The sequence below is a fragment of the Thioalkalivibrio sp. ALJ1 genome (genome assembly GCF_000745395.1).
Classification (GTDB): domain Bacteria; phylum Pseudomonadota; class Gammaproteobacteria; order Ectothiorhodospirales; family Ectothiorhodospiraceae; genus Thioalkalivibrio.
Map to the genome: position 1 here is coordinate 134,977 of NZ_JQIW01000004.1, position 25,614 is coordinate 160,590.

Here is a 25,614-nt window from a genome sequence, read left to right on the forward strand (position 1 = left end):
GGGGTTGGGAGCGTCAGGCGCCCGCGGGTGGCGGTGTTTTGGCCTTGTACTCGCAAAGGTCTTGGATGGGACAGCGCCAGCACTCGGGCTTGCGCGCCTTGCAGACGTAGCGACCGTGCAGGATCAGCCAGTGATGGGCGTCCTGCAAGTAGGCCATGGGTGTCAGGCGCATCAGGCGTTTTTCGACCTCCAGCACGGTCTTGCCGGGGGCCATGCCGGTGCGGTTGGCGATCCGGAAGATGTGCGTGTCGACTGCGATCGTCGGAACGCCAAAGGCGGTGTTGAGGATGACGTTCGCGGTTTTGCGGCCGACGCCTGGCAGGGCCTCCAGCGATTCGCGGTCGCAGGGGACTGCGCCCCCATGACGTTCGACCAGCATGCGGCAAGTCTTGATCACGTTTTCGGCCTTGGCGTTGTACAGGCCGATGGTCTTGATGTGTTCCTTAAGGCCGTCCAGGCCCAGTGCGAGTATCGCCTCGGGGGTGTTGGCGACCGGATAGAGGCGGCGCGTGGCCTTGTTGACGCCGACATCCGTGGCCTGGGCCGACAGGATGACCGCGATGAGCAGTTCAAACGGGGTGTCGTAATCGAGCTCGGTGGTCGGCTCGGGATTCGCCGCCTTGAGGCGCTCGAAGATGGCTTCTCGCTTTGCGGCGTTCATACCGTGGTTCCAACGCAAACCGGCCCCGCGAGAAGCGGGGCCGGAACGGTCTTCGTCAGGCCAAGATTAGACGTGACGGAAGAGGCCGACATCCGGCGCGGCATCGCGCGGATTGGACTCGGATTCCTTCTCCAGGTCCTTGATCAGCTTGGCGTGCTTCTTCTCCAGGTCTTCCATCGCCTTCTCGTCCATCTTCGGGAAGATCACGTCGCGGATGAACGAACCCAGCTCGTCCAGGCAGCTCGGCCAGTACTTGTCGTTCAGATGGAACGCGTGATGGGCATGGGTCCCCATCGGATAGCTCGTGAACTTGGTGCTCATGGTGAATGACAGGTCGCTATCCTTCTCGACGAAGTCCTTGGCGAAGTCGTACCACCATTTGTAGTACTTCTCCTGCAACTCGTCATTGAACCCGTGGTTCTCGAAAAAGGCGGCGATGGTGCCGCGCGGGGCGAGGCCGTAGCGCGTGCCGCGCTTGCCAGCAAACGGGAAATGTCCAGCCATGCCTATCTCCTGGAATGTTTGAGTGTCCGGGGCTTGCCCCGGTAGAACGGATTCGTGGCGCCGGAAGTTTACCGGCTGACGGCCAGGAATCAAGGCCGCCCGGAATGAACCGGGGTGTGAGAATCAGGTATTGCCGGCCTCGGGCTCGGCTGCGGTGTCCTCGGCGCTGGGCGCGGGTTCGGCTTCGAACTGGCTGTCGATCCAGTTCTTGGCGGCGATCAGCAGGCCCATGGCCATGAAGGCGCCCGGGGGTAGCAGGGCCAGCAGGAAGCCATGTTCGGACGGATACAGCTGCAGGGTCATGCCATGGCCCCATTCGCCGAACAGCAGGTGGGCATTGTCCATCAGCGTGCCCTGACCGAGGACCTCGCGCAGGGCCCCCAGCGCGATCAGAACGCCGGTGAAGCCAAGCCCCATCATCAGGCCGTCCAGTGCAGCGCGGGGTACAGAGTTGCGTGAGGCGAAGGCCTCGGCACGCCCGATGATGGCGCAGTTGGTCACGATCAGCGGAATGAAGATCCCAAGGATCAGGAATAGCCCGTGGAACCAGGCGTTCATCGCCAGCTCGATCGCGGTGACGATGGAGGCGATGATCAGTACGTACACCGGGATGCGGATTTCCGGACGGGCATGGTTGCGGATCAGCGAGACCAGCACATTGGACAGCAGCAGGGTCAGGGTCGTGGCAATGCCCAGGCCGATCGCGTTGACCATGGTGCCGGAGATGGCCAGCAGCGGGCACAGGCCCAGCAGCTGTACCAGCCCCGGGTTGTTGTGCCAAAGCCCGTCGCGAATGATCTCGGTGAGGGTCGGGTTCATCGAGTGGCCTCGTCCTCTGCGTTGGCGTCTGCCTGCGGGACCGGCTCGGTGGGCGAGGTGCCTTCTTCCGGGCGGGTAGCCAGCAGGTCGTCGCGGTGTTCGTCGAAGTATTCCAGCGTGCGGCGCACGGCGCGAACCACCGCACGCGGGGTGATGGTGGCGCCGGTGAACTGGTCGAACACACCGCCATCCTTGCGGACGGTCCAGTCATCCGCCGGGGGATTGCCCAGGTAGCGGCCGTCGAAGTCGCGGATCCAGTTGGAGCGTTCGGACTCGATGGCGTCGCCCAGCCCAGGCGTCTCGCGGTGTGCGGACACCCGCACGCCCTGCAACTCACCGTCGCGGTCGACACCGATCAACAGGTGAATGTCTCCGCTGTAGCCATCCGGGGCTACTGCGGAAAACACGATGCCGACGACCTCGTCGTCCGCGTCGCGGGCGAACCAGGCGGGAAGGTTGTTACCCCCCAGCAGCTCGTGGCCGAGTGTAGTGGTGTCGTGCACCGGGTCGTTGCGATAGTCGAGTTCGCCGGTCAGTTCCGCGATGCGGTTGCGGTTGACCTCCATGCGGTTTTCCTCGATGCGCGCCTGGGTCGAGTCCTGTACCAGCGCGACGATCCCGGCGCCCGCGGCGGCGAAGCCGGCGAGCAGCACGGTCGCCAGTGCAATGTCACGGGCCTTCAGGTTACGCATGCCCGTCCCCCGGAGGCGGCCCCCGGCGCGAACGGCCGAAGATGCGCGGGCGCGTCAGGTGGTCCAGGGTCGGCGCCACCATGTTCATCAGCAGCACGGCGAAGGCCACCGCGTCCGGATAGCCGCCCCAGGTGCGAATAACGAAGATCAACAGGCCGATTCCGGCGCCATACAGGATGCGTCCCAGCGTTGTGGTGGATGCGGAGACCGGGTCGGTGGCGATGAAGAAGGCCCCGATGATGACCGCGCCGGAGAACACGTGGAAGGCGGGCGAGGCGAAGGAGTCCGGGTCCAGCATCCAGAAAAAGCCGGCGGGGATGGCAACACCCAGGATCACGGCCACCGGGATATGCCAGTGAATAATCCGCCGGAACAGCAGGTACAGCCCGCCCAGCAGGAAGAAGTTTCCGATCCATTCCCACTGGGTTTCGCTGAAGCTGCCGAACAGCGGGCTGGCGGTGACCTCGCCGACGGTGCGCCCCGAGCCTAGCCCCTCACGCATCGCATCGAGGGGTGTCGCCCGCGAGAGGGTGTCCCATTCCAGGGCGGCAGGGAGGCTGCCGGTGAGGACGGTCTGCAGCGTCTGGCCGAGGCCGAGCGACAGATCCGATAGGGCTTCGGGGGCGGGCCATAGGGCCATCTCGCGCGGGAACGAGACCAGTACCACCACGTAACCAACCATCGCCGGGTTGAAGGGGTTGTAACCCAGCCCGCCGTACAGGTGCTTGGCCACGATGATCGCAAAGGCGATGCCGATCAGGGTGACCCAGACGGGCGTGAGCGGGGGTATTGCGAGGGCGAACAGCCAGCCGGTCACAATGGCCGAGTTGTCGCCCAGGGTGGCCATCACCGGGCGCTTGCGGGCGGCCACGATGGCGGCTTCGAAGGCCACGGCGAACAGCACCGCCAGGACCACGTTGACCAGTACGCCCCAGCCGAAGAACCAGGCCATGGCCAGAGTGCCGGGCACCAGGGCCATCAGTACCTGTTGCATCACCCCACCCACCGAGTGGGCCGGGATCATGTGCGGGGAGGATTCCGTGCGAAAGCGCATCAGCGGCTGTCCCCGTCCGTGGGAGAGGTGTTGGAGGTGGTGTTAGAAGTCTCGTCCGGCCGTTCACCGGAGGCCCCTTCGCACCCCGGCTCGCCCTTCTTCTCGGCGGCTCGTGCTGCCTTCTTCGCGCGGGCGCGTTCCAGTGCGGCCTGGATCGCCGCCTGTTTCTCGTCGCCGCCGCCTTCCCCTCCTTCCTTTTTCTTGACCGCGGCCCGCTTCTTGGCCATGCGCTCGGCCTTTTCCTTCTCCTCGCGCTCGATGCGTTCCTGACGGAACTCGTAGCGTTCACGCGCAAGATCGGATTTCTGCCGCTCTTTCTCGCGCGCCCAGATCTCGTGTTTGGCGTAGCGGTAGTACTGCACCAGCGGGATGTTGCTGGGGCAGACATGCGCGCAGCAGCCGCATTCGATACAGTCGAACAGACCGTAGTCCTGAATTGCGTCGAAGTCCTTGGCCTTGGCCTGCCAGTACAGTTGCTGTGGCAGCAGTTGGGCCGGGCAGGCCGCCGCGCATTCACCGCAGCGGATGCAGGGCATCAACGGGCCGGGTGGGGGCGTGTCCTGGGGGCGGGTGGCCAACAGGCAGTTGGTGCCCTTGATGACGGGGATGGCGTCGTCGTGGACGGCGAAGCCCATCATCGGGCCGCCCATTATCAGGCGGTCGACGCCTTCGGCATAGCCGCCTGCGGCCTCGATTACATCGGCGAAGGGTGTGCCCAGCAGGGCCTCGACATTACGCGGATGCTGTACCCCAGGACCGGTGACAGTCACGATGCGTGAAAGCAGCGGACGCCCCTGGATGACCGCATCGCAGATGGCCTTGAAGGTGCCTGGGTTATTGCAGACCATCCCGATGTCCGCGGGCAGGCCGCCGCTGGGGACTTCCTGGCCGGTGAGGACCTTGATCAGCTGGCGCTCGCCCCCGGTCGGGTAGATCGACGGGACCGACACCAGCCGGATGAGGGAGCGCAGTTCGTCCGGCAGGGTTTCGGTCAGTGCCCGCATGGCCTCGGGCATATTGTCTTCTACTGCGAACAGTACGCCTTCCACATTCAGCAGATGCGCAACGATGCGGATGCCTTCGAAGACCGCATCGGGGGCGGTGCGCAGCAGCATATCGTCGGCGCTGATGTAGGGCTCGCACTCGGCGCCGTTCACGATCAGCGTGTGGATGTGCTGGCCGGCGCGCGGGTTCATCTTGACCGCAGTGGGGAAGGCGGCGCCTCCCAGCCCGACGATCCCGGCATCGCGTATGCGCTGGCGCAGGCGGCGGGGGTCGCGGGTGTCCCAGTCGAGCCAGGGCTCCATGCGGCTATCGCCCCAGTCGTCGTGGCCATCGCTATGCAGGATCACGCAGGGCGCGCTGAGGCCCGATGGGTGGGGCACTGCGTGATCGGTGATCTCCACTACCTCGCCCGAAGTGGGGGCGTGCACGTGGGCCGCGATGTAGCCCTTGGACTGCCCGATGCGCTGGCCCTTGGAGACGTGGTCCCCGACCGCTACACAGGGTTCGGCCGCCTCGCCGATATGCTGGCCCATGGGGATGACCAGGCGTGACGGCACGCCCATCACCAGCACCGGATCGCGGGTGCTGGCGTCGGTTGCGTCGGCCAGTTTCAGGCCCCCGTGGAAACGATGCAGCTGCATAAGGACATTCTAACGGTTTGCGGCGATCCGGCTTAGCCAGACTGCCGCGAACCGTCCACGACCGTATGTATGGGCCGCTCGATCGGCGAGGATTCCGGTTCCGACCAGCGCCATTCGGTGATGTCGGTGTGGACGGGGACCATGGTGATGCAGTCCACCGGGCAGGGTTCGATGCACAGCTCGCAGCCGGTGCACTCTTCCTCGATGACGGTGTGCATCTGCTTGGCGGCGCCGAGGATGGCATCGACCGGGCAGGCCTGGATGCACAGGGTGCAGCCGATACAGATGTTCTCGTCGATGACCGCGACGGCTTTCTCCTGCTCTTCCTCTTCAAGCGGTGTCGGTTCGCGGTCGAGCAGGTCGGCCAGGGCCTGGACGGTGGCCTGGCCGCCGGGCGGGCAGCGGTTGATGTCCGCCTCACCGGCGGCGATGGCCTCGGCGTACGGGCGGCAGCCCGGGTAGGAACACTGGCCGCACTGGGTCTGCGGGAGCAGGGCATCGATCTGGTCCACGACGGGATCGGACTCGACCCGGAAGCGCTGGGCGGCAAAGCCCAGGATGATCCCGAACAGGGCCGCCAGGCCCCCGATCGCGAGGATGGCGTAGAGCACGCTCACAGCCGCACCAGCCCGGAGAAGCCCATAAAGCCCAGCGACATCAGCCCGGCGGTGATCATGGCGATGGCACTGCCGCGGAACATCACTGGCACATCGGCCACCGCGATGCGTTCGCGGATCGCGGAGAACAGGATCAGGACCAGCGAGAAGCCGACCGCCGCGCCGAAGCCGTAGAGCGCGGATTCGACGAAATTGTGCGCTTCCTGGACGTTCAGCAGCGCCACGCCCAGCACCGCACAGTTGGTGGTGATCAGCGGGAGGAAGATGCCCAGCACGTTGTACAGAAGCGGCGAGGTCTTGCGCACGACGAGCTCGGTGAACTGAACCACGGCGGCGATCACCAGGATGAAGGCGATGGTGCGCAGGTACTCGAGCCCGAGCGGGATCAGCAGGTATTCGTTGATCACGTAGGAGCTAACGGCGGACAACGTCAGTACGAAGGTCGTGGCCAGGCCCATGCCGGTGGCCGTCTCGACCTTGCGCGAGACCCCCATGAACGGGCACAGGCCCAGAAACTTCACCAGTACGAAGTTGTTCACGAGGATCGTACTGATGAGGATCAGGACGTATTCCAAGTTCGTTCCGCGGGTTCGGGTTAATTCCGAGGCGTCAGGTCAACAACACAGTATCGGGGAGCGCCATCACCGACTCAACCCTTCGGGATGCGCGGGGATGCCGATGATCCTGCCGTCTCCTAGGGAGACGCTGATTTAATTGCACGTCCGCGCTCGAGTCGCTTTTGCGTGCGAACAAGGCGCGGTGACTGCCGCGCAGTCATTCTGCACAAGGGAACCGCAACGCCGTTCCCACGCAAAAGCGGCCGAGCCCCTGCTTTCAATGGCTTGTGGGGTTGGTGCCCCCTGTTCCCCGATCCTGCGTTGCGCCGCTTGCAGGTAGAACCACTACCCGCTGCACGACGCGCCTTGTCTCGGAAAACAGGGGGCGCCAACGCGGACGTGCAATTAAATCAGCGTCTCCCTAGCCGTTTTTCGGGACGAGTGAGTCCAGGCTGCGCAGCGGGTGGTGGTCTGTGGCGTCCGGGTCGGGGGTGGGCCGGCCCGTCAGCAGCCAGGCCTGATGGGCCGCGTCCAGCTCGTCACGGCGGGTCGACAGCACCAGGACCGTTTCCGGGGTGAGGCCAATCTCGTCCGCCAGACGACGGTAGCTGCCAGCGTCACGACGCCCACCGATGCGGGTGTCGAACCAGCCGCTCAGGAGCTGTTCTGTCTCCGGGTGCGGGCCATGCCGCAGCCAGTCGCGCTGGACCGGTGCCGGGGTCGCGCCGAAGCTGTACAGGTCGACATCGGCCTGATGCAGCCGTGCCAGCGCCTCGGCAGTGGCGTCGGAGAGTTCGGGCTGCAGCGAGCCGGCCTCCAGCGCGTCGGCCCAGACCAGTCCCTGCAGCTGACGAACGGGCGTGATGTCCTGCCCACCTCGAATCCAGGCACGGATCTGAGACAGCATGCCGTCCACGTCCAGTTCACGTCCGGAGTACGCAAGGATGTCCGACAGCGCGCGCTGGACGGCCGTGGATTTGGCATGGCGGTCGAGAAAGTCCGGTAACGCCTCCAGCGCGTGCGGTTCCAGGGTGTCACGCAGTACGCCGGACGGGGCGAGGATGCCCTCGAAGGCCAGGATCACGGCCTGAGGGGTCGGCAGGGGTGCGGTATCGGTCATTGGGTTAGCTGGCGCGCCAGCGTCTCGCATTCGAACATGAACTCGAAGGCCTCGGTGCGCTGCATGGCCAGCTCCACCGTCTGGCCCCAGGTATAGAGGCCGTGCCCGCTGATCAGGTAGCCGGCGAGCGCCGGGTCGCGGTCCATCGCGGCATCCACCTGGGCGGCCAACTGGCGCATCTCCGGGTGGTTGGCAAATACGGGGACCCGGATGCCCTGGGTCGGGTGCTTGCAGCCAGGGAGTTCGCGCAGGGCCTCGTAGTCGCGCAGCATCAGCGTTCCACTGACCTGACACGACAGCACTGTGCCATGAATGCTGTGGGTATGCAGCACGGCCCCGAGCTTGGGGTCGCGGCGATACATGATGATGTGCAGGAAGGTCTCGGGGCTGGGTTCGCCGCTGCCGGCGATCAGGTGCCCTTCCAGGTCGACGACCATGAAGTCGTGCGCATCCAGCAGGTCCTTGCTGCGACCGGGTGCGGTAATCACGATGTGCTGATCATCAAGGCGCGCGGAGAAGTGCCCGGTGCGCGCGGGGAGCCAGCCACGGTCCGCGAGTTCGCGTCCGGCTTCGGCCAGCAGGCGGACCTGCGCTTTGAATTCTGGGCTTTGTTCCATGCGTCCGGGGGTCGAGAAAAGAGCGGCAGCTTACGCGAGCCTTGAGTGCAAATCCATGACCGCGGTGGTCAGGGACCAAATCTCGCGGGATGCGGCCGGCACTACTTGACGCGCATGCCGGGGCGGGCGCCCTCGTCCGGGTTCAGGATGTAGAGCTCCGAGCCGCCCGGGCCGGCGGCCAGCACCATGCCCTCGGAGACGCCGAAACGCATCTTGCGCGGCGCAAGGTTGGCGACCATCACGGTGTGGCGACCGATCAGATCGTCCGGCGCGTAGGCCGACTTGATGCCGGCGAACACCTGGCGGGTCCCGGAGCCGATATCAAGCGTCAGTTTCAGCAGCTTGTCGGCGCCTTCCACGTGCTCGGCATTGGCGATACGGGCGATACGCAGATCCACTTGGGCGAAGGTGTCGAAGTCGATGGTCTCGGCGATCGGGTCCACGTGGGTCTCCGGCGCGGCGGGAGCGGGAGTGGCGGGGGCCTCGGTTGCGGCTAGGAAGGCCTTCGAGGCCTCCAGCAGCTTTTCGATGGTTTCCGGCTCGATGCGGGTCATCAACGGCTTGAACTTCTGGATGGAACGGCCGACCAGTGGCTGGCGACTGGCCCAGTGCATGTCTTCCAGGTTCAGGAACGCGGCGGCGTCGGCGGCCAGCTTCGGCAGCACCGGGGCGAGGTAGACCATCAGGATACGGAACAGGTCCAGGCCCTGTGTGTTGATGGCCTGGACCTCGGCCTCGCGGCCATCCTGCTTGGCCAGTACCCAGGGCTGGGCCTCGTCGATGTACTGGTTGGCCTGATCGGCCAGGGCCATGATGCGACGCATCGCCTGGGCGAACTCGCGCTGCTCGAAGGCGTGGGCGATAGTCTCGCCCTCGGCTACGAACGCCTCGTGCAGGTCCAGGCGTGGCAGTTCGGCGGCCAGTTGGCCGTCGAAGCGCTTGTTGATGAAGCCGGCGCAGCGGCTCGCGATGTTGACCACCTTGCCCACCAGATCCGAGTTCACGCGCTGGGTGAAATCGTCCAGGTTGAGGTCGAGGTCGTCCACGCCGTCGCCCAGCTTGGCGGCCAGGTAGTAACGTAAGGACTCCGGGTTCAGGTGGTCCAGGTAGTCGCGGGCGCGGATGAAGGTGCCGCGCGACTTGGACATCTTCTGGCCGTTGACCGTCAGGAAGCCGTGGCAGAAGACCGCGGACGGGGTGCGAAAGCCGGCGCCATGCAGCATGGCCGGCCAGAACAGGGTGTGGAAGTAGGCGATGTCCTTGCCGATGAAGTGGTACAGCTCGGCGTCGGAGTCCGCGCCCCACCAGGCGTTGAAGTCTAGGCCCTGCTGCTCGGCGAAGGCGCGGAAGCTGGCCATGTAGCCAATCGGGGCGTCCAGCCAGACGTAGAAGTACTTGCCCGGCGCGTCGGGGATCTCGAAACCGAAGTAGGGCTTGTCACGGGAGATGTCCCAGTCGCTCAGGCCGGTCTCGAACCATTCGTTCAGCTTGTTGCGGATCGCGTCCTGCAGACGCCCGGAGCGGGTCCAGTCGCGCAGGAAGGCCTCAAAGTCTCCCAGCTTGAAGAAGTAGTGTTCCGAGGCGCGGGATTCGGGGCGTGCGCCGCTGATCGCCGAGACCGCGTCTTTCAGGTCCATCGGGCTGTAGGTTGCGCCGCAGGCCTCGCAGGAGTCGCCGTATTGTTCCTGCGCGCCGCATTTGGGGCATGTGCCCTTGATGAAGCGATCCGGCAGGAACATCCCGGCCTCGGGGTCATAGGCCTGGTCGATGGTGCGGGTCTCGATATGGCCGGCGTCGCGCAGGGCGGTGTAGATCTCGCTGGCCAGGGCGCGGTTCTCGTCGGAGTGTGTCGAGTGGTAATGGTCGAAACCGATCAGGAACTCGCCGAAGTCGGCCTCGTGTTCCTCGCGCACCCGGGCGATCAATTCCTCCGGCTCGATGCCCTCGGCCCGAGCCTTCAGCATGATCGGGGTGCCGTGGGCGTCGTCCGCGCAGACGTAGATCACCTCGTGCCCGCGCGAGCGCTGGAAGCGTACCCAGATGTCCGTCTGGATGTATTCCACCAGGTGGCCCAGGTGGATCGGGCCGTTGGCGTAGGGCAGGGCGCTGGTGACGAGGATCTTGCGCGGGGTGTCGGTCATCTGGGCTTGGGCCTTCGGTCGGGGGTCCGGGTTCGCGGGAGCGGCTATTGTCCGGTGTGCCTGCCAGCTTGTCGAGGCGTGCCGCAGGCTTCCGTGTATTGTCCACAGAACCTGTGGATAAGTCTGTGGGAAACCCGGTGGAATTCCCCGCCAAGCCTTGTCACGCAAGGCCGTGTGACAAATTGGTTAAAAATCGACCAACCTGTAAGAAGTCTTATTTAACAGATAGATAGTAGACTTTTATGTGGCGGAATATGGGATTGTGCACCTATCCTGGTGGTTACCCGTCTACTGCACAGAGATTGTGCATAAAAAGCACCAAAGGGGGTTGACAGATGGCCCCGATAGCGCCGGTTGGTTGGATGGAAAGGACGGGTCGCGCGTGTTGCCATTGGCGTCCCATCCCGGTACCAGTAGAATCGCGCGATCACTCCCAAACACCGGATACGACGATACCCATGGCCGAACTCTCGCGAGAGCAGATCGAAACCGCCCTGAAGACCGTTCAGGACAAATACCTCGAACAGGACCTGGTCGCCGCTGGAGCGGTCAAGGATATCCGCGTGGACGGTGCGCGAGCGGCCATCGATATTCAGATGGGCTATTCCGCCAATGGCTATCACGACGAGTTGCGCGCCGCTATCCAGGGCGCACTCGCCGGTGTCGCGGGTCTCGAGTCATCGGAAGTGACCATCAACACGAAGGTCACGAGCCACGCGGTCCAAAAGAGCCTCAAACCGATGGCCGGGATCAAGAACATCATTGCCGTCGCCTCCGGCAAGGGCGGCGTAGGCAAGTCCACCACGGCGGTGAACCTGGCGCTGGCACTGGTCGCCGAAGGCGCCAAGGTGGGTATCCTGGACGCAGATATCTATGGTCCCAGCCAGCCCCGCATGCTGGGCATCAAGGGCAACCCGGAGTCCAAGGACGGCAAGTCCATGGAGCCTATGGAAGGTCACGGCATTCAGGCAATGTCGATCGGTTTTCTAATCGAAGAGGACACGCCGATGATCTGGCGTGGTCCGATGGTGACCCAGGCGCTGGAACAGCTGCTGAACGAAACCAACTGGAAGGACCTGGACTACCTGATCATCGACCTGCCGCCAGGCACGGGCGATATTCAACTGACCCTGTCGCAGAAGATTCCGGTGTCGGGGGCCATCATCGTGACCACCCCGCAGGATATCGCCTTGCTGGACGCCCGCAAGGGACTTCTCATGTTCGAGAAGGTCGAGGTGCCGGTGCTGGGCATCATCGAGAACATGAGCATCCATATCTGCTCCAAGTGCGGTAACGAGGAATACATCTTCGGCCAGGGTGGCGCGGAGAACATGGCCGAGGAATACGGTGTGGACATGCTGGGTGCGCTGCCGCTGGATATCCGCATCCGCGAGCAGGCGGACGGTGGTGAACCGAGCGTCGTCGCGAACCCGGATAGTCGTATCGCGGAGATCTACCGCGAGATTGCGCGCCGCACCGGTGCCAAGCTGGCCGAACAGTCGAAGGACTACAGCAGCAAGTTCCCGAATATCGTCATTCAGAACAACTGATTCGGGACACCAGGGACAGGCCCATGAGTATCAAGTCGGACCGCTGGATCCGGGAGATGGCCGAGCGTGAGGGGATGATCGAGCCCTTCGAGCCCGGTCAGATCCGCTATCGGGACGAGCAGCGCATCGTTTCCTACGGCACGTCCAGCTACGGCTACGACGTGCGCTGCTCGGACCACTTCAAGATCTTCACCAACATCAATTCCAGCATTGTCGACCCGAAAGGCTTCGACGAAGGCAGTTTTGTGGATGTGCAGTCGGATGTCTGCATCATCCCGCCGAACTCTTTTGCCCTGGCGCACACGGTCGAGTACTTCCGTATCCCGCGCGACGTACTGACCATTTGCCTGGGTAAGTCGACCTATGCCCGCTGCGGCATCATCGTGAACGTCACTCCCCTCGAACCCGAGTGGGAGGGGCACGTGACGCTGGAGTTCTCGAACACCACGCCGCTGCCCGCCAAGATCTACGCCAACGAGGGAGTGGCGCAGATGCTGTTCCTGCAGTCCGACGAGGTCTGCGAGACCTCCTACAAGGATCGTGGCGGAAAATATCAGGGCCAACGCGGCGTTACGCTGCCGCGTACCTGACCCCGTTCCGAATGTACGGAGGCCCGCCATGCGCATTGTGATCGCGCTGGGCGGCAACGCCCTGCTACAACGTGGCGAGTCGCCCTCGGCCGAGGCGCAGCAGCGCAATGCCCGCATAGCCGCCGAATCCATTGCCGCCCTCGCGCAAGAGCACGAGGTCGTGGTGACCCATGGCAATGGCCCCCAGGTCGGGCTGCTGGCCAATCAGGCGGAGTGCGACCGCATTGCCTGGCCGCTGGACGTGGTCGGGGCGGAGAGCCACGGCATGATTGGCTACATCCTGGCGCGGGAGCTGCACAACGCCCTGGGCAGCGACCGGGTCGCGAGTCTGCTGACCCAGACCGAAGTCGACCCGAACGACTCCGCCTTTGATCACCCGGAAAAGTTTATTGGTCCCACCTGGGATGAATCCCGCGCGCGAGCGCTGGCGGACGAGCGGGGCTGGGACATCGCGCCCGATGGAAAAGGTTGGCGGCGTGTCGTGGCCGCGCCGGAGCCGCAACGCCTGCTGGGGATGGAGGCGGTTCGTGTCCTGGTTGAAGCCGGGACGCTCACGATTTGTGCCGGGGGCGGTGGCGTACCCGTCGCGCGCGATCGCGCCGGACGCCTCTACGGAATCGAGGCGGTGGTGGACAAGGACCTGACGGCCGCGCGACTGGCGGAGCATCTCGAGGCCGATTGGCTCTTAATGCTCACCGATGTCGATGGGGTCTATCTGAACTGGGGCACGCTGGATGCGTATCGGCTGAAGGCCTTGCTGGTGACGGCGGTGGATCCACGTGAGTACTCGGCGGGTTCCATGGGGCCCAAGATGGAGGCGGCTCGGCGCGCGGCGCAGGCTGGCATTCGCACCGGCATTGGGTCACTGCAGGATGCTGCCGCGATTGTGGCCGGTCGGGCCGGTACCCGGATCTTGCCGGTGGGCGCCCACTGAAGCCGTGCCGGCTGGAGCGGTTCTTGCGCGCGGGGCGTTGAGGTTGCAGGCTTGTCCCACCGGAAGCGAAACGAGTGAGAGTGATGCGAGAGATTCAGCGAGCCGCACCCCTGGTGATCGGGTTAACCGCCATCGGGCTTCTGGTCCTCGGCTGTGGTAGCGGCGAACCGGAGCAATCCGAAGCCGGTCCGGCGCAGAACCTGGGCGAGGGCGGTTTTACGCCGCAGGACATGTCCAACGACGAGGCCCGGCGTCCGCAGCAAAGTGGCATGCCCAACGCGGATGTGAAGCGCACGACGGACTAAACGGCTTCTCAGAGAGTTGCATGGGGAGTGGGCACTCCCCTTGGGCGTTCACCACATGAGGTCGTCGGGGACGACGTAGTCCTTGTACGGATCATCCGGGTCCGGTTCCGAGCCACCCGTGTCGCCCTCTGCCGGGATCACCAGAGGCCACTCCGGGTCGCGTTCGCGGATCCGATCGGCAATATCACGCGGAATCACGCGGAATCCCTTCTCCGGGCGGATCTCGAGTCCTGCGATCGCGGCGCGGCCGTCGATCAGGCGTGTTTGCAAGTCGGCCGTCACGGGGATGTGGCGGATCTGCCCAGCCTGCTGAAAGTGATAGTCCAGGGCTGCATCGCCGGTCGGGATGGGCGCCAGATGCTTGCTGACCAGTTCACGGATCTGCGCATGACGCGCCCGGCGCTCGGCGCGTTCCTGTTGCTCGCGATTCTTCTGCCGCGAACGCTCGGCCTGCTCGGCCTTGCGCGTCTCGGCCACGCCGGGCTCCGGTGCCTGACGGTCCTTCTTTTTCTTCTGGTTCCCCTTCTGGGCCTTGTGCTTTTGCGTCTTGGCCTTGCGAACCTGTTTTTCGTCCACCAGCCCCGTCTTCAGGAGCTGGCTGCGCAGATCGTCGGACATGAATCCTGCCGTATTCGGTCAATGTGCCGGGGAGCATAGCTGGAATGCGGCCCTTCGTGCAGTCAGTGTTTCCTAAGGAAACACTGACTAATGTACACGCTCGCGCTCGAGTCGCTTTTGCGTGCGAACAAGGCGCGGTGACTGCCGTGCAGTCATTCTGCACAAAGGAGCCGCAACGCTGTGCGCATGCCCGTTTTCGACAACAACGGGCGGCCGAGCCTCTGCTTTCAATGGCTTGCGGGGTTGGTACCCCAGGTTCCCCGATCCTGCGTTGCGCCGCTTACGGGTAGAACCACTACCCACTACGCGACGCGCCTTGTCTAGGAAAACCTGGGGTACCTACGCGAGCGCGTACATTAATCAGTGTTTCCCTAAGGGGTGCGATCCGTGGTGCCGGGCCCGAAGTTATTCGCCGCGGCCTGCAGCGTCCCCAGCAGGGCCTTACGTTCGTCCTTGGGGACCTCGGGAAACAGCCGGTCCAGGCGTTCCCGGTGGTCGATAGGGAATGCCGTGATATGCGGGATCCGCCGGGCGCGGGCGTGGAGCAGCTGGCCTTCCAGGTGTTCGCAGCGCAGCTCGAGATCGAGCACTGCGCGATAAAGGGAAGTGCGTTCCGGTGTTCGCAGGCGGCGGCGCAGGGCCCGAATGCGTTGGGTTCGCGAGTCCTGCCAAGTGCGGGCTTCGGCCTGGAGCTGATGCCAGTGGCCGGGTGCAAGGAGGGCCGGAAACCAGAGCGCGTAGAGGAGCAGCATCACGTCGACCCCGAACGTGTCCTGCCAGTGCAGCAGCCGGTCGCGGGCGGCCGGATGGTTCCAGACGCGGTTGGCGTACTGCCAGAAGCGGGCGAAGTCGCCTGCCGGCGAGTCCGTGTCAGGCACTGCTCGCGGCGGAGGTGAGGGTGACGCCGGCGGTGTTGCGCAGAGTGTCGGGTTCCAGGATCTGGAGATCGCGGGTATGCAGGTTGATCACACCCTGGTTGCGTAACTGGGTGAACAGGCGGCTGATCGTCTCCTGGGTCAGCCCCAGGTGATTGGCGATGTCCGCCCGGGACATTGGCAGATAGAAGTGGTCCGGCGCCAAGCCCCTGGCGCGATGCCGCTCGGAGAGGGTGATCAGGAAGGTGGCCAGGCGCTGCTCGGCGCTGCGCTGGCCGAGCAGGGCATGCAGGCTTTCGTCCTGCGACAGTTCCTGACTCATCACGCCCATCATGTGTTGGCGAAAGGTCGGCAGGCGCCCGGCAAGATCGTCTACATGGGTATACGGAACGGCGCACACGCTGGTGGATTCCAGGGCTAGTGCGCTGACCGGGTGCTTGCCGGAATGAATCGCGTCCAGCCCCAGGAGATCGCCCGCCAGGGCAAAGCCGGTGATCTGTTCCGTCCCGTCGTTGGCGATCAGTACGGTCTTCAGGGCGCCGGTGCGAACTGCGAACAGGGTGTCGAACTTCGCGCCCATACTGAATAGCGCGGAACCCTTGGCGATGGGGCGGCGTTGCTGGACGATCTCGTCGAGCTGCCAGAGTTCTTCCTGCGGCAGGCCCATGGGGAGGCACAGTTGGCGCAGGGTGCAGTGCTGGCAGGCGTGCGTGGGTCGAAGCGTCATACCTTCAGGGTAGCCGTTTTCCCGGCGTTTGGGGAAGCGATTTTCGAGGCGTGCCATCCGGGCCTGAAATGCGCTACTGTCCCTGTTGAGAGTGTGAGTATTCTTGGGGCAGGTCGGCTCCTCGGCGCCTTGGAAGGCGGGCATGGACATCCCAGCGATCCTATACTTAGACTGAGTCCAAACAGAGATGATCCAGATGATCCAACGAGCAGCGCACGATCAGGAGGGTGTCGCAGCCAGCTGAACAAGGACAGGGGTGGAGATGATCGAGAGGTTGCTGGAACAGTACATTCGCTATGGCACCTTCGTGCTGCGGTACCCGGACGGTCGCGAGCAGCGGTTCGGTAGCGGGGCCCCCGAGGTTTCGATGGTGCTGCACGATGCCGTTGCCCTGCGCAAGATTGCACGCGACCCCGGCTTCCAGCTTGGTGAGACCTACATGAATGGTTTGTGGTCTCCGGGGCCGGAGGGTCTACAGGTCTTCCTGGACGCCACTATGCGCAATTTCGCGCCCATGTTCAGGCAACGCGTCAATCCCGCGGTGCGGATGCTGCGGGCCTTGATTGAGCAAGGCAACAAGGTGGCGCGCTGCTACCAGAACATCGCCCATCATTATGACGTCGATGAATGGCTTTATCGCCAGTTTCTGGACGAGGGCATGTTCTACAGCTGTGCCTATTTCGAACGGCCCGATATGACCCTGGAGGAGGCCCAGCAGGCCAAGTCCGCCATGCTGCGCAGGAAGCTCATGTTGGAGCCGGGCATGCGCGTGCTGGATATTGGCTGTGGCTGGGGTGCTCTGGCTTTTCATCTGGCGGAGCACGCCGATGTCCAGGTGGATGGCGTGACGCTATCGAAAGAGCAGCTGCGCGTTGCCCGCGAGGAGGCCAAGCGGCGCGGGCTGGAGGATCGAGTGCGCTTCCTCTATCAGGACTACCGCGAACACGATGACCAGTACGATCGCATTGTGAGTGTTGGTATGTTCGAACACGTGGGGACACCCAACTACGGGACGTTCTTCCAGCGCGTGCACGACTTGCTGAAGCCCGAAGGCATTGCGGTACTGCACACGATCGGGCGCCAGGAGCCGCCGGCTACGTCCAATCCCTGGCTGAGCAAGTACATCTTCCCTGGTGGATATACGCCGGCCCTGTCCGAGGTGATGGCCGCGTTGGAACCCACACCGCTATACACCACGGATATCGAATACTGGCGCCTGCACTACGCCGAGACCCTGGGCGAATGGTATCGGCGCTTCCAGAAGGCCCGCTCCGAGGCGGTGGGGCGTTTCGACGAGCGCTTCTGCCGCATGTGGGAGTTTTACCTGGCGAGCTGTGAGGGTACCTTCCGCTGGTGGGGCCAGGTCGTCTTTCATCTACAGATGGCCAAGCAGCAGGACGCCGTTCCATTGACCCGGGATTACCTCTACCGCGACGACCCCGAACCGGTGACTTCGACCCCGCCCGGTGATGCTCAGACCGGGCGTAGTGACGCCGCCTGATCGTAGCGGGCATTGGCCCCAATTCCGGGCGAACGGCGCCAGCTTTCCCTACACTAGGGGCACGTAGGTGCCCATGCCGGGTACGGTGACACGTTCTGGAGCAGGGGCGGGTGTTCGGTCGGATTCGCAAACGCAGGGATACGCAAGCCCAATCCGCCCCGGAGGCGACCGGACCTTCGCAGGAGCACGTCCTGATCGAGGCGGCCGGCCGCAGCCGAATCACCGAAGTGGCGGCCAGTGCCCGGCGAGTGCCTTGGTCGCTGAATTTCCTCCAGCTGCTGTGGGCTGCAGGCCCGGTCACCTTCCTGGCGATGCAGGGGGGGTACTTCCTCGGCTTCGGACACGCCGCACCCGCGCAGAACTTCATTTTCTTCGCTGTTTATACCCTGTTGTTCGGGGTGATCGGCCTAGTCGCGCGTTTTGTGGCGGATGCCACCCGTGGCAAACGCCAGGAACAGTCGCGCGACCAGCTGCGCAACACCATCGATCTCTTGCCGGACCTACTGTTTGTGACCCGCGATCTGGCGATGAGCGAGCTGGCCCCGGACATGCGCCGGCGCAAGTCGGCCGAGGTCCTGCTGCACGAGGTGGACATCTCGCCGGAAGCGGTCGCGGTCGCGGTGCGCGAGATGACCGGCGACGCCAGTCTGGCGGCCGCCGCGGAGCAGATCGAGATCTATCGCCGCCTGGGCCTGCGCTCACGGGTAGGCGATCTTGTGGATGCCACCGAGGATTCCCGGCTCGCGGCCCTGGAGAAGCTGCATCACGAGGCACCCGAGGTGGCCGAGCTGCTGCGTGCCCGCCTGCGTGGCTTGGCACCGACCCAGGAAGACGGGGTGCGTCGAGTCGATCAATTCCTCGATCGGCTGTTTTCGGCGGCGGATTCGGACGACCTCGTGCGTTGCACCCTGGAGGACGTGCAGGCGATCTTCGTGCTTGCCTTCGAGCTGGTCAACGGCCGCCAGATCAAACGCCTGAGTTTCGAGTGGTCCGGGGGCTGGCAGCTGGGCGCGGCGCTGGATCGCCTGGAATCGCAGGGCAACCGCTTTCGGGTGGCACAGGCGGGAGTCGTTAGCCGCCTTCGTTCCCTGGGCATGCTGCTGGCACAGAGCGAGGCATCCGGCCTGGAACCTCAAGCCTTGCGAGAGCCGGTGGTGAGTCTGGGGCGGCAGGTGCTCGAAGCGCTGCAGCGGCTTGAGGACCTCGAACCAGAGGAACATTCGCCCGAGGGTCAGTTGCTGGGTCTTGCCCTGCGGCGGGTGGAGGATCTGCGCGAGGCGCGTGACCAGCTGATGCAGGCTCAAAGCCGTTATACGAATGCAGTGGGGCGCTGGGAGGCTCTGCGGCGCGCACAGGTCGAGAAGAAGGGCGCGAAGGGTTGGTTCAAGCGCAGCGTGCGCGGTATTCGGGTCAGCGAAGAGCTGATCGAATTAAGCGATGACCAGAAGCTCAAGCTGGCGAATGCCTTTTGCAACTATCTCAGCGAACTGAAGATCGAGCGTCAGGGGGAGCTTTTTTACCTGGGCGGGTCTGTGCTGGACGCGGAAACTGCCAAGCGTCTCGGCATCCAGCTGGCGCTGATCCTTGAGCCGCTGGTCGACCTGACCAATCCCAGCATCCAGCGCGCCATCTACGCCAATCCTGCCGCTTACCTCGGGGGGCTTTATGTCGGGATGAGCGCCGACGCGAAGGCCGGTCTGGGGTCTGCCATGGTCCGGAAGGTACGCCAGGATCTGGGCCGTATGGCCGAATGGCTGGCTATGCGGCTGACTCGCATCTATCACCTGCCACTGAGCGATTCCATGCGCGACTTCCTGGTATCCCGCTATGGGGCGAACCGTGAACGTATGGATATGCTGGCCACGCACTCGGACGACGAGTCGACGTCACAACCGATTGCGTTGCGAGCCGAGCGTTCCCCGGAGTTCGACGCCATGTTGCAGGACAAGGACTGGGGCCGACTGGTCAAGCGGGGTGCCCGCTATCTCAACGCCGAGGAACGTCGGCGGCGTTGATTGCGATATCGAGGACGGCCTGGCATTTCAGTAACTGGTAATTTTGCACCCAAGTGTGTAGTCTTCGCGGCGTTCCTTGGTGCCCGACCGACGTTGGCTCGGCGGGTTAAACGGGAAGTTCGGTGAACCCGCCTCGTCGCAGGTGAGGGGTGAATCCGACGCTGCCCCCGCAACGGTGATCGAGCGAGAGGCCTCTGGGCCTCTGATGGTCGCGGCAAATGCCACTGAGCCCTGTGCTCGGGAAGGCGCCGCACCGGAACGCTCGTCAGCCCGGAGACCGGCCAGGGAATGATCGCGCGGCATGCGGAGGGCATGCGAGGCGGATAATGATCCCGGTGGCCTTGCTCTCGGTGTCGTCCCCCTCGTGTCTCGTATTCCCGTGTCCCGCGATCCCGACGAATCAACGGCGTGCGGGCGGCTCGCCGGGAGACACGGACGACATGAAACGCACAGCACTTTCCGCGGCCATCCTGCTGGCCACCACCCCGGTTCTGGCCGAGACGCCGGACACCGATTCCGAAGCACACACCCTCGATGTGGTTCAGGTCACGGCCGCGCGCTTCGCGCAGACCGTGGACGAGTCTCTCTCCTCGGTCACCGTCATCGACCGCGAGGAGATCGAGCGCACACAGCCGCAGCAGTTTACGGACCTCCTGCGCGGCCGCGCGGGCCTTTACGTGTCCGATAACGGGCCCTTCGGGAAGACCAGTCGGGTCTCAATCCGGGGTGCCAATTCCGACCACAGCCTTTTGCTGATCAACGGGGTACGAACGGCTTCGGCGACGGCTGGCGCGCCGAGCTGGCAGTTCCTGCCCCCCGAGGAGATCGAACGCATTGAGGTCGTTCGCGGTCCTCGTACCAGCATTTATGGTTCTGATGCGATAGGAGGGGTCGTCCAGGTGATGACCCGCGAGGGTCGCAAAGGCCCGCCGCGCGTCAACGCATTCGTTGGAGGTGGCAGCTACGGGACGCGCGAGATTGGGGTTGGTGTGGCCGGTGGTACGGAAGACACCACTTACAGTGTCTCGGTCAGCCATTTCGAGACGGACGGGGTGGATGTCCTGCCTGGGTATGGGGACGACGATCGGGACGGGTACGAGAACACCTCACTCTCCTCCCGCGTCACGCATCGGCTCGGCGGTGGCGCCGAGCTGTTCGGGAGCCTGCTGTATTCCGAGGGCCGTACCGAATTCGACGGTGGGGCCGAGGATGAATATACCGACTACGTGCAGGCCGCCATTCGTGGCGGGATCCGATTCCCGGTAACGGATATCTGGGATACCGAACTCAGTCTCAGCCAGAGCCGCGACGATAACGACGGCTACGAGTTCGGACAGTATCGATCGACCTTTGACACCCGCCGGGACCTTGTGGACTGGCGCAACGACATCGCGTTGGGGCGCGACACCCTGCTGATTACCGGTTTGGACTGGCAGAAGGAGCGCGTCGACGGTCAGGACGAAGTGCTGGGATTCGATTCGCTTGACGTTTCCAGCCGCACCAACACGGGCGTCTATTCGGTACTGCAGACGCGTGTGGGGCAGCACGACCTGGAAGGCAGCCTGCGCTACGACGACAACGAACAGTTCGGCAGCAAGACCACCGGGCAGGTCGCCTGGGGGCGGGACATCACCGATGACCTGCGGCTGCGGGCCTCGTACGGGACGGCCTTCAATGCCCCGAGTTTCAACAATCTCTATTATCCCGGGTTCGCGAATCCCGATCTGCAGCCCGAGGAGTCGGAGACCTTCGAGCTGGGTGCGCGTTACCAGCGCTCCACCTATTACTGGGACGCTGCGCTATTTCAAACTCGCTTCACCGACCTGATCGTGAACACCGACACGGGCAGCGGGCTGCGTCCGGAAAATTTCAGTCGCGCCCGGGCGCAGGGTCTGGAGTTGGAGACCGGTTACGAAGATGGCGTGTGGAGCCTGAGAGGGGCGCTGACACTGCTGGACGCGGAGGACCGTTCGACTGGTAACGAGTTGCCCCGCCGATCGCCGGTGTCGGGACGGGTGGATCTGGACCGGCGGATGGGTGATCTCACGCTGGGTGCCGGCGTGGCGGCCCAGGCCCGCAGCTATGACGATGCGCAAAATGACGTGCGCCTGTCCGGCTTCGCGACCGTGGACCTGCGGGCCAGCTATGCCCTGACTTCGGAATGGACACTTCAGGGTACGGTACGAAATGCCTTTGATCGGGACTACTCCCTGGGCCGCAACTTCATGGGCATCGACTATGACCAGCCGGGGCGCACGGTATTCGTGAAGCTTCGCTATCAGCAGAGGTAATGGATCATGGGTAATCGACTGTCGAAGATTGCGACCCGCACGGGTGACGAAGGCCGTACCGGTCTTGGCGACGGCTCGCGGGTGGACAAGGACAGCCACCGCGTCGAGGCGTTTGGCGACGTGGACGAGCTGAACAGTGTCGTGGGCCGGGTCCTGGTCCACGACCTGCCGGAAGCAATTCGCCGCGTACTGGCCATGGTGCAGCACGAGCTGTTCGACCTCGGGGCGGAGCTGGCGGTGCCGGGGCATCAGGCCCTGCCGGAGGCCTCGGTGGAGCGCCTGGACGTGGAGCTGGAAAGCTTCAACGCCGATCTGCCGCCGCTCAAGGAGTTCATCCTCCCGGGCGGTGGCCCGGCGACGGCCGACTGCCATATCGCGCGCACGGTCTGCCGGCGCGCGGAACGCCGGCTGGTGGCGGTGAATCACCACGAGGCGCTGCGGCCGAGTTCACTCGCCTACATCAATCGCCTCTCGGATTTGTTGTTCGTGCTCTGCCGAGTGCTGGCGCGCCACGAGAATGGTGCGGAAGTCCTGTGGCAGCCGGCGAATCGCCGGGGGAGTACGTGACCGCGCGGGCATTTGCGCTGCTGTTCGGTCTGGTCGTGTTCCCGGGGACGGTGCTGTCCGGCCCCGGGGACTCCGACTGCCCGACGATTGTCAGCCAGTCACCCTTTGTCACCCACACGCTGGACTACCTGGGCCTGGACGGATGCATTGTCGGGTCCAGCAGCTATGATCCCGCCCATCCGGATACGGGTGGCGTCTATGACCCGGATGCCGAGGCGATTGCAGCCCTCGCGCCGGAACTGGCGATCACATCCGAGTGGATGGACCAGAAGGAGTGGGAAGCGGTCCTGCCGGAGGATACCCGTGCCCTGGTGCTCGGTGGTTTCGGCGGGATGGACGCTGTGGTCCGGAATGTGGAGCGCGTAAGCCGAGCGGTCGGGCGCGAGGACGGGCCGGCGCGTGCCGAGCGCTTCGACCAGAAGTGGCGAGCGGCCGCGGAAGCCGTCCCGGCCTCCGGCGAGCGGGTGCTGTTGCTATCCTCGTGCAGTGGGCAGGGCTACACCTATGGCCCTGGGACCTGGCTGTTCGACGCGTTCGTCGCGGCGGGATTCGATGTGGTGGCCGACCAGTCGGGCGTGACCCACCTCGAGTTCAGCGACCAGCGCGACGACCTTGCGGATCTGATCAATCACAGCCGGGCGCAGGTGGTCTTCGCCTTCAATGCCGATGCCGCAGAGGAATGCAGGGCCATTACCGCCGAGCGGCCATTCCGGGTGGTGTCATTGCCCACGGAGCCGTTTCAGCATCCGGCCCCGGTGATCGTGCATGGGCTGGAGCGACTGACAAAGGAGCAGGATCGCTGGTCCGTCGGGCCATAACCTCAGGCGGGCCCGTTCCCCAGGCACAACAACCGTACACAAACCGATCGGTAACAGGAGTTCACCATGGACGACGAAGCCGCGCGTGCAGAACGCCACGCCCAGCGGATGGCGCGCAAGAAGGAGATCGTGGACCGCAAGATCGCGGAAGCCCAGGACGAGAAGGGTGTGTTCCTGATCCTGACCGGCAACGGCAAGGGCAAGAGCTCTTCCGGATTCGGCATGGTGGCCCGCGCCCTGGGTCACGGCATGCAGGTGGGGATCGTGCAGTTCATTAAGGGCCAGTTCGCCACCGGCGAGGAGGCGTTTTTCCGCGCGCAGGACCGCGTGCAGTACCACGTGATGGGCGAGGGCTACACCTGGGAGACCCAGGATCGCGACCAGGACACTGCAGCTGCGCGCGAGGCCTGGGCCCATGCCCGCGACATGCTCACGGACCCGGCGTTCGACATGGTGCTGCTGGACGAACTGCACATCGCGCTCAAGTACGGCTACCTCGATCGCGACGAGGTGCTCCGAGACATCGCCGCACGGCCGGAGATGCAGCACGTGATCACCACTGGCCGCGCCGCGCCAAAGGCCCTGATCGAGGCGGCCGACACGGTCAGCGAGATCGATGCGGTCAAGCATGCCTTCCAGGCCGGCATCAAGGCGCAGAAGGGCATCGAACTCTGATTGCCCTGGCCTCTGCACAAGGGGCCGGTTGATCCAGATCAACGATCATGCAGGTTTTCATCGCGACCCGGTTCCCGCGTCTGTAGGGTGGGATTCAGGTGATTTGGACCGAGTCTATATCGGTCTTCGCCGACACCGATCCAATCTCAGGGAGACCCGCCATGATCCGACGTTCTTATCTTCGCAGCGCCATCTTTTCGGCCTGCACCGCCCTGGCGCTGGGCGTGGCCGCGCCCGCCGTGGCGGATACCGACTACTCGCAGTATCGCGACGTGTTCGAGCCGCTGCCGGCGCTGCCGCCGATCCCGGCGGACAACTCGATGACCAAGGAGAAGATCGAGCTGGGCAAGATGCTGTTCTTCGAGCCGCGCATTTCCAGCTCCGGCGTGATCTCCTGCGCGACCTGCCATAACCCGGCGCTGGGCTGGGCGGATCGTATTCCGCGCGCGGTGGGGCATGACGGCCAGGTCGGCGAGCGCAACACCCCGACTGTGCTGAACTCCGGCTTCTTCACCGCGCAGTTCTGGGATGGCCGCGAGGACGATCTGGAAGGCCAGGCGCTGGGCCCGATCCAGGACGCGATCGAGATGGCGATGCCGCTGGAGGAGGCGATCGCGCGCTTGGAGGAGTTCAACGAGTACCAGGAGAAGTTCGAGGCCGCCTATCCCGACTATGACGGCGACAACGTGATCAATACCGACCACGTGGCCAAGGCCCTGGCGACCTTCCAGCGCACGCTGAACACCCCGAACTCGCCGCTGGATCGCTGGCTGGTCGGAGACGAGGGCGCGATGACCGAGCAGCAGATGCGAGGGATGAAGTTGTTTGCCGACAATGGTTGTGTCGCCTGTCACGCGGGCCCGGCGCTGACCGACAGCAATTTCCATCGTATCCAGGTGCCGGGTTCCGAGGACGAGGGCCGCTACCTGGTCACCGGCGAGGAGAGCGATCGCTTCGCGTTCAAGACGCCGACTCTGCGCAACGTGGCGCTGACCTACCCCTACATGAACAACGGGGAAACCGCGACGCTGGAAGAAGCGATCCGCATCATGGGCGAGGAAATGCTGGGGCAGGACTTCACGGATGATGAGGTTGCGGATATCGAAGCCTTCATGCACGCCCTGACGGGTGAGATGCCGCAGTTCGACATCCCGGCCCTGCCGTAAGCAGCCGCATCCGGAGTCGAGGAAACCAAGCCCCCTCCGTCTGCGGAGGGGGCTTTTTCGTGGGGTCTTTCTATTCGACCGTGATCGTGATCCTCTCGGAAACGACGGGCGGGTCGAAGCTGATGTGCCGGTAGTCCATGAACAGCAGTTGCAGCGTGTATTCGCCGGGTTCGAGTTCCAGTTCGCCTTCGGTCTGACCGCCGCCGAAGTGGCGCTTGTGATCGGAGAAGGGCAGCGAGGCATCCAGATCGACCTCGTCCAGGGGCTTGTTCACCAGGAGGTGGTGGTGACCGGTATTGTCCATCTCCACGCCGGCCGGGGCGACACCCATGCCGCGCAGGCCCATCTTGACGCGGACCGGGCCCTCCAGGGTGTATCCATCCTGCGGGGCGATGAAGTAGACCTTGGCGTCCTCGGGTGCCGCGACACGGTCGCTGGCGGACAACGCGCCACTGCCCAGCACGAACCCTGCGGCGATCAGTACAGCGGTGGCGAGAAGAGAGAAGCGGAAGTCCTGCATAACATCTTCTTTGCGCGTCTTGCGCAAGCCACGG

Annotated in this window: 26 protein-coding genes and 1 riboswitch; of the genes, 11 read left to right on the forward strand and 15 right to left on the reverse strand. The window is 64.4% G+C overall.

The window, feature by feature from the left end:
- Positions 1–13 precede the first annotated feature (13 nt).
- From nth to metG, 11 genes are all read right to left on the reverse strand, one after another.
- Positions 14–661 carry an endonuclease III gene (gene nth, locus F462_RS02015; protein WP_038051246.1) on the reverse strand — a complete coding sequence of 216 codons (648 nt, stop codon included), beginning with the start codon at positions 659–661 and terminating at the stop codon, positions 14–16.
- A gap of 66 nt (positions 662–727) precedes the next feature.
- Positions 728–1,165: a hypothetical protein gene (locus F462_RS02020; protein ID WP_018875015.1), complete on the reverse strand. Its 438-nt coding sequence runs from the start codon at positions 1,163–1,165 to the stop codon at positions 728–730.
- 123 nt (positions 1,166–1,288) lie between these two features.
- Positions 1,289–1,984 (reverse strand): electron transport complex subunit E, encoded by a 696-nt coding sequence (locus F462_RS02025; RefSeq protein WP_018875016.1) that lies wholly within the window; start codon positions 1,982–1,984, stop codon positions 1,289–1,291.
- Entirely contained in the window at positions 1,981–2,676 is a 696-nt protein-coding gene (gene rsxG, locus F462_RS02030; protein ID WP_018875017.1) for an electron transport complex subunit RsxG, read from the reverse strand. Before rsxG ends, F462_RS02025 begins: the two co-directional genes overlap by 4 nt.
- On the reverse strand, positions 2,669–3,730 hold the full coding sequence (gene rsxD / locus F462_RS02035; RefSeq protein ID WP_018875018.1) for an electron transport complex subunit RsxD: 1,062 nt from the start codon (positions 3,728–3,730) through the stop codon (positions 2,669–2,671). Before rsxD ends, rsxG begins: the two co-directional genes overlap by 8 nt.
- Positions 3,730–5,376 (reverse strand): electron transport complex subunit RsxC, encoded by a 1,647-nt coding sequence (gene rsxC / locus F462_RS02040; RefSeq protein WP_038051247.1) that lies wholly within the window; start codon positions 5,374–5,376, stop codon positions 3,730–3,732. Before rsxC ends, rsxD begins: the two co-directional genes overlap by 1 nt.
- Before the next feature lie 32 nt (positions 5,377–5,408).
- A complete protein-coding gene (rsxB, locus tag F462_RS02045) occupies positions 5,409–5,993 on the reverse strand; it encodes an electron transport complex subunit RsxB (protein WP_018875020.1) in 585 nt (194 codons plus the stop codon).
- Complete coding sequence (rsxA, locus tag F462_RS02050) at positions 5,990–6,568, reverse strand: electron transport complex subunit RsxA (protein ID WP_018140019.1); 579 nt, start codon at positions 6,566–6,568, stop codon at positions 5,990–5,992. The genes rsxB and rsxA overlap by 4 nt, the downstream gene beginning before the upstream one ends.
- A 403-nt stretch (positions 6,569–6,971) precedes the next feature.
- On the reverse strand, positions 6,972–7,670 hold the full coding sequence (locus tag F462_RS02055) for an HAD family hydrolase (RefSeq protein WP_038051249.1): 699 nt from the start codon (positions 7,668–7,670) through the stop codon (positions 6,972–6,974).
- Entirely contained in the window at positions 7,667–8,287 is a 621-nt protein-coding gene (gene mtnB / locus F462_RS02060) for a methylthioribulose 1-phosphate dehydratase (protein WP_038051251.1), read from the reverse strand. Before mtnB ends, F462_RS02055 begins: the two co-directional genes overlap by 4 nt.
- 101 nt (positions 8,288–8,388) lie before the next feature.
- Positions 8,389–10,428, reverse strand: a complete 2,040-nt coding sequence (gene metG / locus F462_RS02065; protein ID WP_018875023.1) for a methionine--tRNA ligase — start codon at positions 10,426–10,428, stop codon at positions 8,389–8,391.
- Between the two features lie 458 nt (positions 10,429–10,886).
- On the opposite strand from metG, the gene apbC reads away from it, so the two are divergent.
- The 4 genes from apbC to F462_RS02085 all read left to right on the forward strand — a co-directional run bounded on the left by apbC (position 10,887) and on the right by F462_RS02085 (position 13,807).
- A complete protein-coding gene (apbC, locus tag F462_RS02070) occupies positions 10,887–11,978 on the forward strand; it encodes an iron-sulfur cluster carrier protein ApbC (RefSeq protein WP_018875024.1) in 1,092 nt (363 codons plus the stop codon).
- Positions 11,979–12,001: 23 nt separating this feature from the next.
- Positions 12,002–12,568: a dCTP deaminase gene (gene dcd, locus F462_RS02075; protein WP_018140014.1), complete on the forward strand. Its 567-nt coding sequence runs from the start codon at positions 12,002–12,004 to the stop codon at positions 12,566–12,568.
- Between the two features lie 28 nt (positions 12,569–12,596).
- Positions 12,597–13,502: a carbamate kinase gene (locus F462_RS02080; protein WP_018875025.1), complete on the forward strand. Its 906-nt coding sequence runs from the start codon at positions 12,597–12,599 to the stop codon at positions 13,500–13,502.
- 83 nt (positions 13,503–13,585) lie between these two features.
- Positions 13,586–13,807: a hypothetical protein gene (locus F462_RS02085; protein ID WP_018875026.1), complete on the forward strand. Its 222-nt coding sequence runs from the start codon at positions 13,586–13,588 to the stop codon at positions 13,805–13,807.
- 48 nt (positions 13,808–13,855) lie between these two features.
- Here F462_RS02085 and F462_RS02090 read toward each other — a convergent pair whose 3' ends face one another.
- The 3 genes from F462_RS02090 to fnr all read right to left on the reverse strand — a co-directional run bounded on the left by F462_RS02090 (position 13,856) and on the right by fnr (position 16,027).
- Positions 13,856–14,425: a DUF2058 domain-containing protein gene (locus F462_RS02090; RefSeq protein WP_038051253.1), complete on the reverse strand. Its 570-nt coding sequence runs from the start codon at positions 14,423–14,425 to the stop codon at positions 13,856–13,858.
- A gap of 371 nt (positions 14,426–14,796) precedes the next feature.
- Positions 14,797–15,303, reverse strand: coding sequence for a DUF2390 domain-containing protein (locus F462_RS02095; RefSeq protein ID WP_018875027.1), 507 nt, complete (start codon positions 15,301–15,303; stop codon positions 14,797–14,799).
- Positions 15,296–16,027, reverse strand: a complete 732-nt coding sequence (gene fnr, locus F462_RS02100) for a fumarate/nitrate reduction transcriptional regulator Fnr (RefSeq protein WP_026181420.1) — start codon at positions 16,025–16,027, stop codon at positions 15,296–15,298. The genes F462_RS02095 and fnr overlap by 8 nt, the downstream gene beginning before the upstream one ends.
- A gap of 262 nt (positions 16,028–16,289) precedes the next feature.
- Here fnr and F462_RS02105 point away from each other — a divergent pair, with 262 nt between their 5' ends.
- From F462_RS02105 to F462_RS02135, 7 genes are all read left to right on the forward strand, one after another.
- Positions 16,290–17,528, forward strand: coding sequence for an SAM-dependent methyltransferase (locus tag F462_RS02105; RefSeq protein ID WP_026280170.1), 1,239 nt, complete (start codon positions 16,290–16,292; stop codon positions 17,526–17,528).
- 110 nt (positions 17,529–17,638) lie between these two features.
- Positions 17,639–19,543, forward strand: coding sequence for a hypothetical protein (locus F462_RS02110; RefSeq protein WP_018875030.1), 1,905 nt, complete (start codon positions 17,639–17,641; stop codon positions 19,541–19,543).
- Positions 19,544–19,603: 60 nt separating this feature from the next.
- A riboswitch (cobalamin riboswitch) is annotated at positions 19,604–19,844 on the forward strand.
- Positions 19,845–19,983: 139 nt separating this feature from the next.
- On the forward strand, positions 19,984–21,834 hold the full coding sequence (locus tag F462_RS02115; protein WP_038051255.1) for a TonB-dependent receptor domain-containing protein: 1,851 nt from the start codon (positions 19,984–19,986) through the stop codon (positions 21,832–21,834).
- Between the two features lie 6 nt (positions 21,835–21,840).
- Positions 21,841–22,401 carry a cob(I)yrinic acid a,c-diamide adenosyltransferase gene (locus F462_RS02120; protein WP_018875032.1) on the forward strand — a complete coding sequence of 187 codons (561 nt, stop codon included), beginning with the start codon at positions 21,841–21,843 and terminating at the stop codon, positions 22,399–22,401.
- On the forward strand, positions 22,368–23,219 hold the full coding sequence (locus F462_RS02125; RefSeq protein ID WP_038051257.1) for an ABC transporter substrate-binding protein: 852 nt from the start codon (positions 22,368–22,370) through the stop codon (positions 23,217–23,219). Before F462_RS02120 ends, F462_RS02125 begins: the two co-directional genes overlap by 34 nt.
- Before the next feature lie 66 nt (positions 23,220–23,285).
- Positions 23,286–23,894 carry a cob(I)yrinic acid a,c-diamide adenosyltransferase gene (gene cobO / locus F462_RS02130; RefSeq protein ID WP_018875034.1) on the forward strand — a complete coding sequence of 203 codons (609 nt, stop codon included), beginning with the start codon at positions 23,286–23,288 and terminating at the stop codon, positions 23,892–23,894.
- A 161-nt stretch (positions 23,895–24,055) separates the two neighbouring features.
- Positions 24,056–25,060 (forward strand): cytochrome-c peroxidase, encoded by a 1,005-nt coding sequence (locus tag F462_RS02135; protein WP_038051259.1) that lies wholly within the window; start codon positions 24,056–24,058, stop codon positions 25,058–25,060.
- Positions 25,061–25,130: 70 nt separating this feature from the next.
- Here F462_RS02135 and F462_RS02140 read toward each other — a convergent pair whose 3' ends face one another.
- Entirely contained in the window at positions 25,131–25,580 is a 450-nt protein-coding gene (locus F462_RS02140) for a DUF4399 domain-containing protein (protein ID WP_038051261.1), read from the reverse strand.
- Between the last annotated feature and the right edge of the window lie 34 nt (positions 25,581–25,614).

Bases quoted from the DNA above. Each gene is read 5' to 3' on its own strand.
- F462_RS02090 (WP_038051253.1), bottom strand. From the start codon at position 14,425: ATGTCCGACGATCTGCGCAGCCAGCTCCTGAAGACGGGGCTGGTGGAC.
- rsxC (WP_038051247.1), bottom strand. From the start codon at position 5,376: ATGCAGCTGCATCGTTTCCACGGGGGCCTGAAACTGGCCGACGCAACC.
- dcd (WP_018140014.1), top strand. From the start codon at position 12,002: ATGAGTATCAAGTCGGACCGCTGGATCCGGGAGATGGCCGAGCGTGAG.
- apbC (WP_018875024.1), top strand. From the start codon at position 10,887: ATGGCCGAACTCTCGCGAGAGCAGATCGAAACCGCCCTGAAGACCGTT.
- fnr (WP_026181420.1), bottom strand. From the start codon at position 16,027: ATGACGCTTCGACCCACGCACGCCTGCCAGCACTGCACCCTGCGCCAA.
- F462_RS02080 (WP_018875025.1), top strand. From the start codon at position 12,597: ATGCGCATTGTGATCGCGCTGGGCGGCAACGCCCTGCTACAACGTGGC.
- F462_RS02025 (WP_018875016.1), bottom strand. From the start codon at position 1,984: ATGAACCCGACCCTCACCGAGATCATTCGCGACGGGCTTTGGCACAAC.
- F462_RS02055 (WP_038051249.1), bottom strand. From the start codon at position 7,670: ATGACCGATACCGCACCCCTGCCGACCCCTCAGGCCGTGATCCTGGCC.
- nth (WP_038051246.1), bottom strand. From the start codon at position 661: ATGAACGCCGCAAAGCGAGAAGCCATCTTCGAGCGCCTCAAGGCGGCG.
- rsxD (WP_018875018.1), bottom strand. From the start codon at position 3,730: ATGCGCTTTCGCACGGAATCCTCCCCGCACATGATCCCGGCCCACTCG.
- F462_RS02105 (WP_026280170.1), top strand. From the start codon at position 16,290: ATGATCGAGAGGTTGCTGGAACAGTACATTCGCTATGGCACCTTCGTG.
- F462_RS02140 (WP_038051261.1), bottom strand. From the start codon at position 25,580: ATGCAGGACTTCCGCTTCTCTCTTCTCGCCACCGCTGTACTGATCGCC.
- rsxG (WP_018875017.1), bottom strand. From the start codon at position 2,676: ATGCGTAACCTGAAGGCCCGTGACATTGCACTGGCGACCGTGCTGCTC.
- cobO (WP_018875034.1), top strand. From the start codon at position 23,286: ATGGACGACGAAGCCGCGCGTGCAGAACGCCACGCCCAGCGGATGGCG.
- F462_RS02020 (WP_018875015.1), bottom strand. From the start codon at position 1,165: ATGGCTGGACATTTCCCGTTTGCTGGCAAGCGCGGCACGCGCTACGGC.
- F462_RS02115 (WP_038051255.1), top strand. From the start codon at position 19,984: ATGAAACGCACAGCACTTTCCGCGGCCATCCTGCTGGCCACCACCCCG.
- F462_RS02135 (WP_038051259.1), top strand. From the start codon at position 24,056: ATGATCCGACGTTCTTATCTTCGCAGCGCCATCTTTTCGGCCTGCACC.
- mtnB (WP_038051251.1), bottom strand. From the start codon at position 8,287: ATGGAACAAAGCCCAGAATTCAAAGCGCAGGTCCGCCTGCTGGCCGAA.
- F462_RS02120 (WP_018875032.1), top strand. From the start codon at position 21,841: ATGGGTAATCGACTGTCGAAGATTGCGACCCGCACGGGTGACGAAGGC.
- F462_RS02085 (WP_018875026.1), top strand. From the start codon at position 13,586: ATGCGAGAGATTCAGCGAGCCGCACCCCTGGTGATCGGGTTAACCGCC.
- metG (WP_018875023.1), bottom strand. From the start codon at position 10,428: ATGACCGACACCCCGCGCAAGATCCTCGTCACCAGCGCCCTGCCCTAC.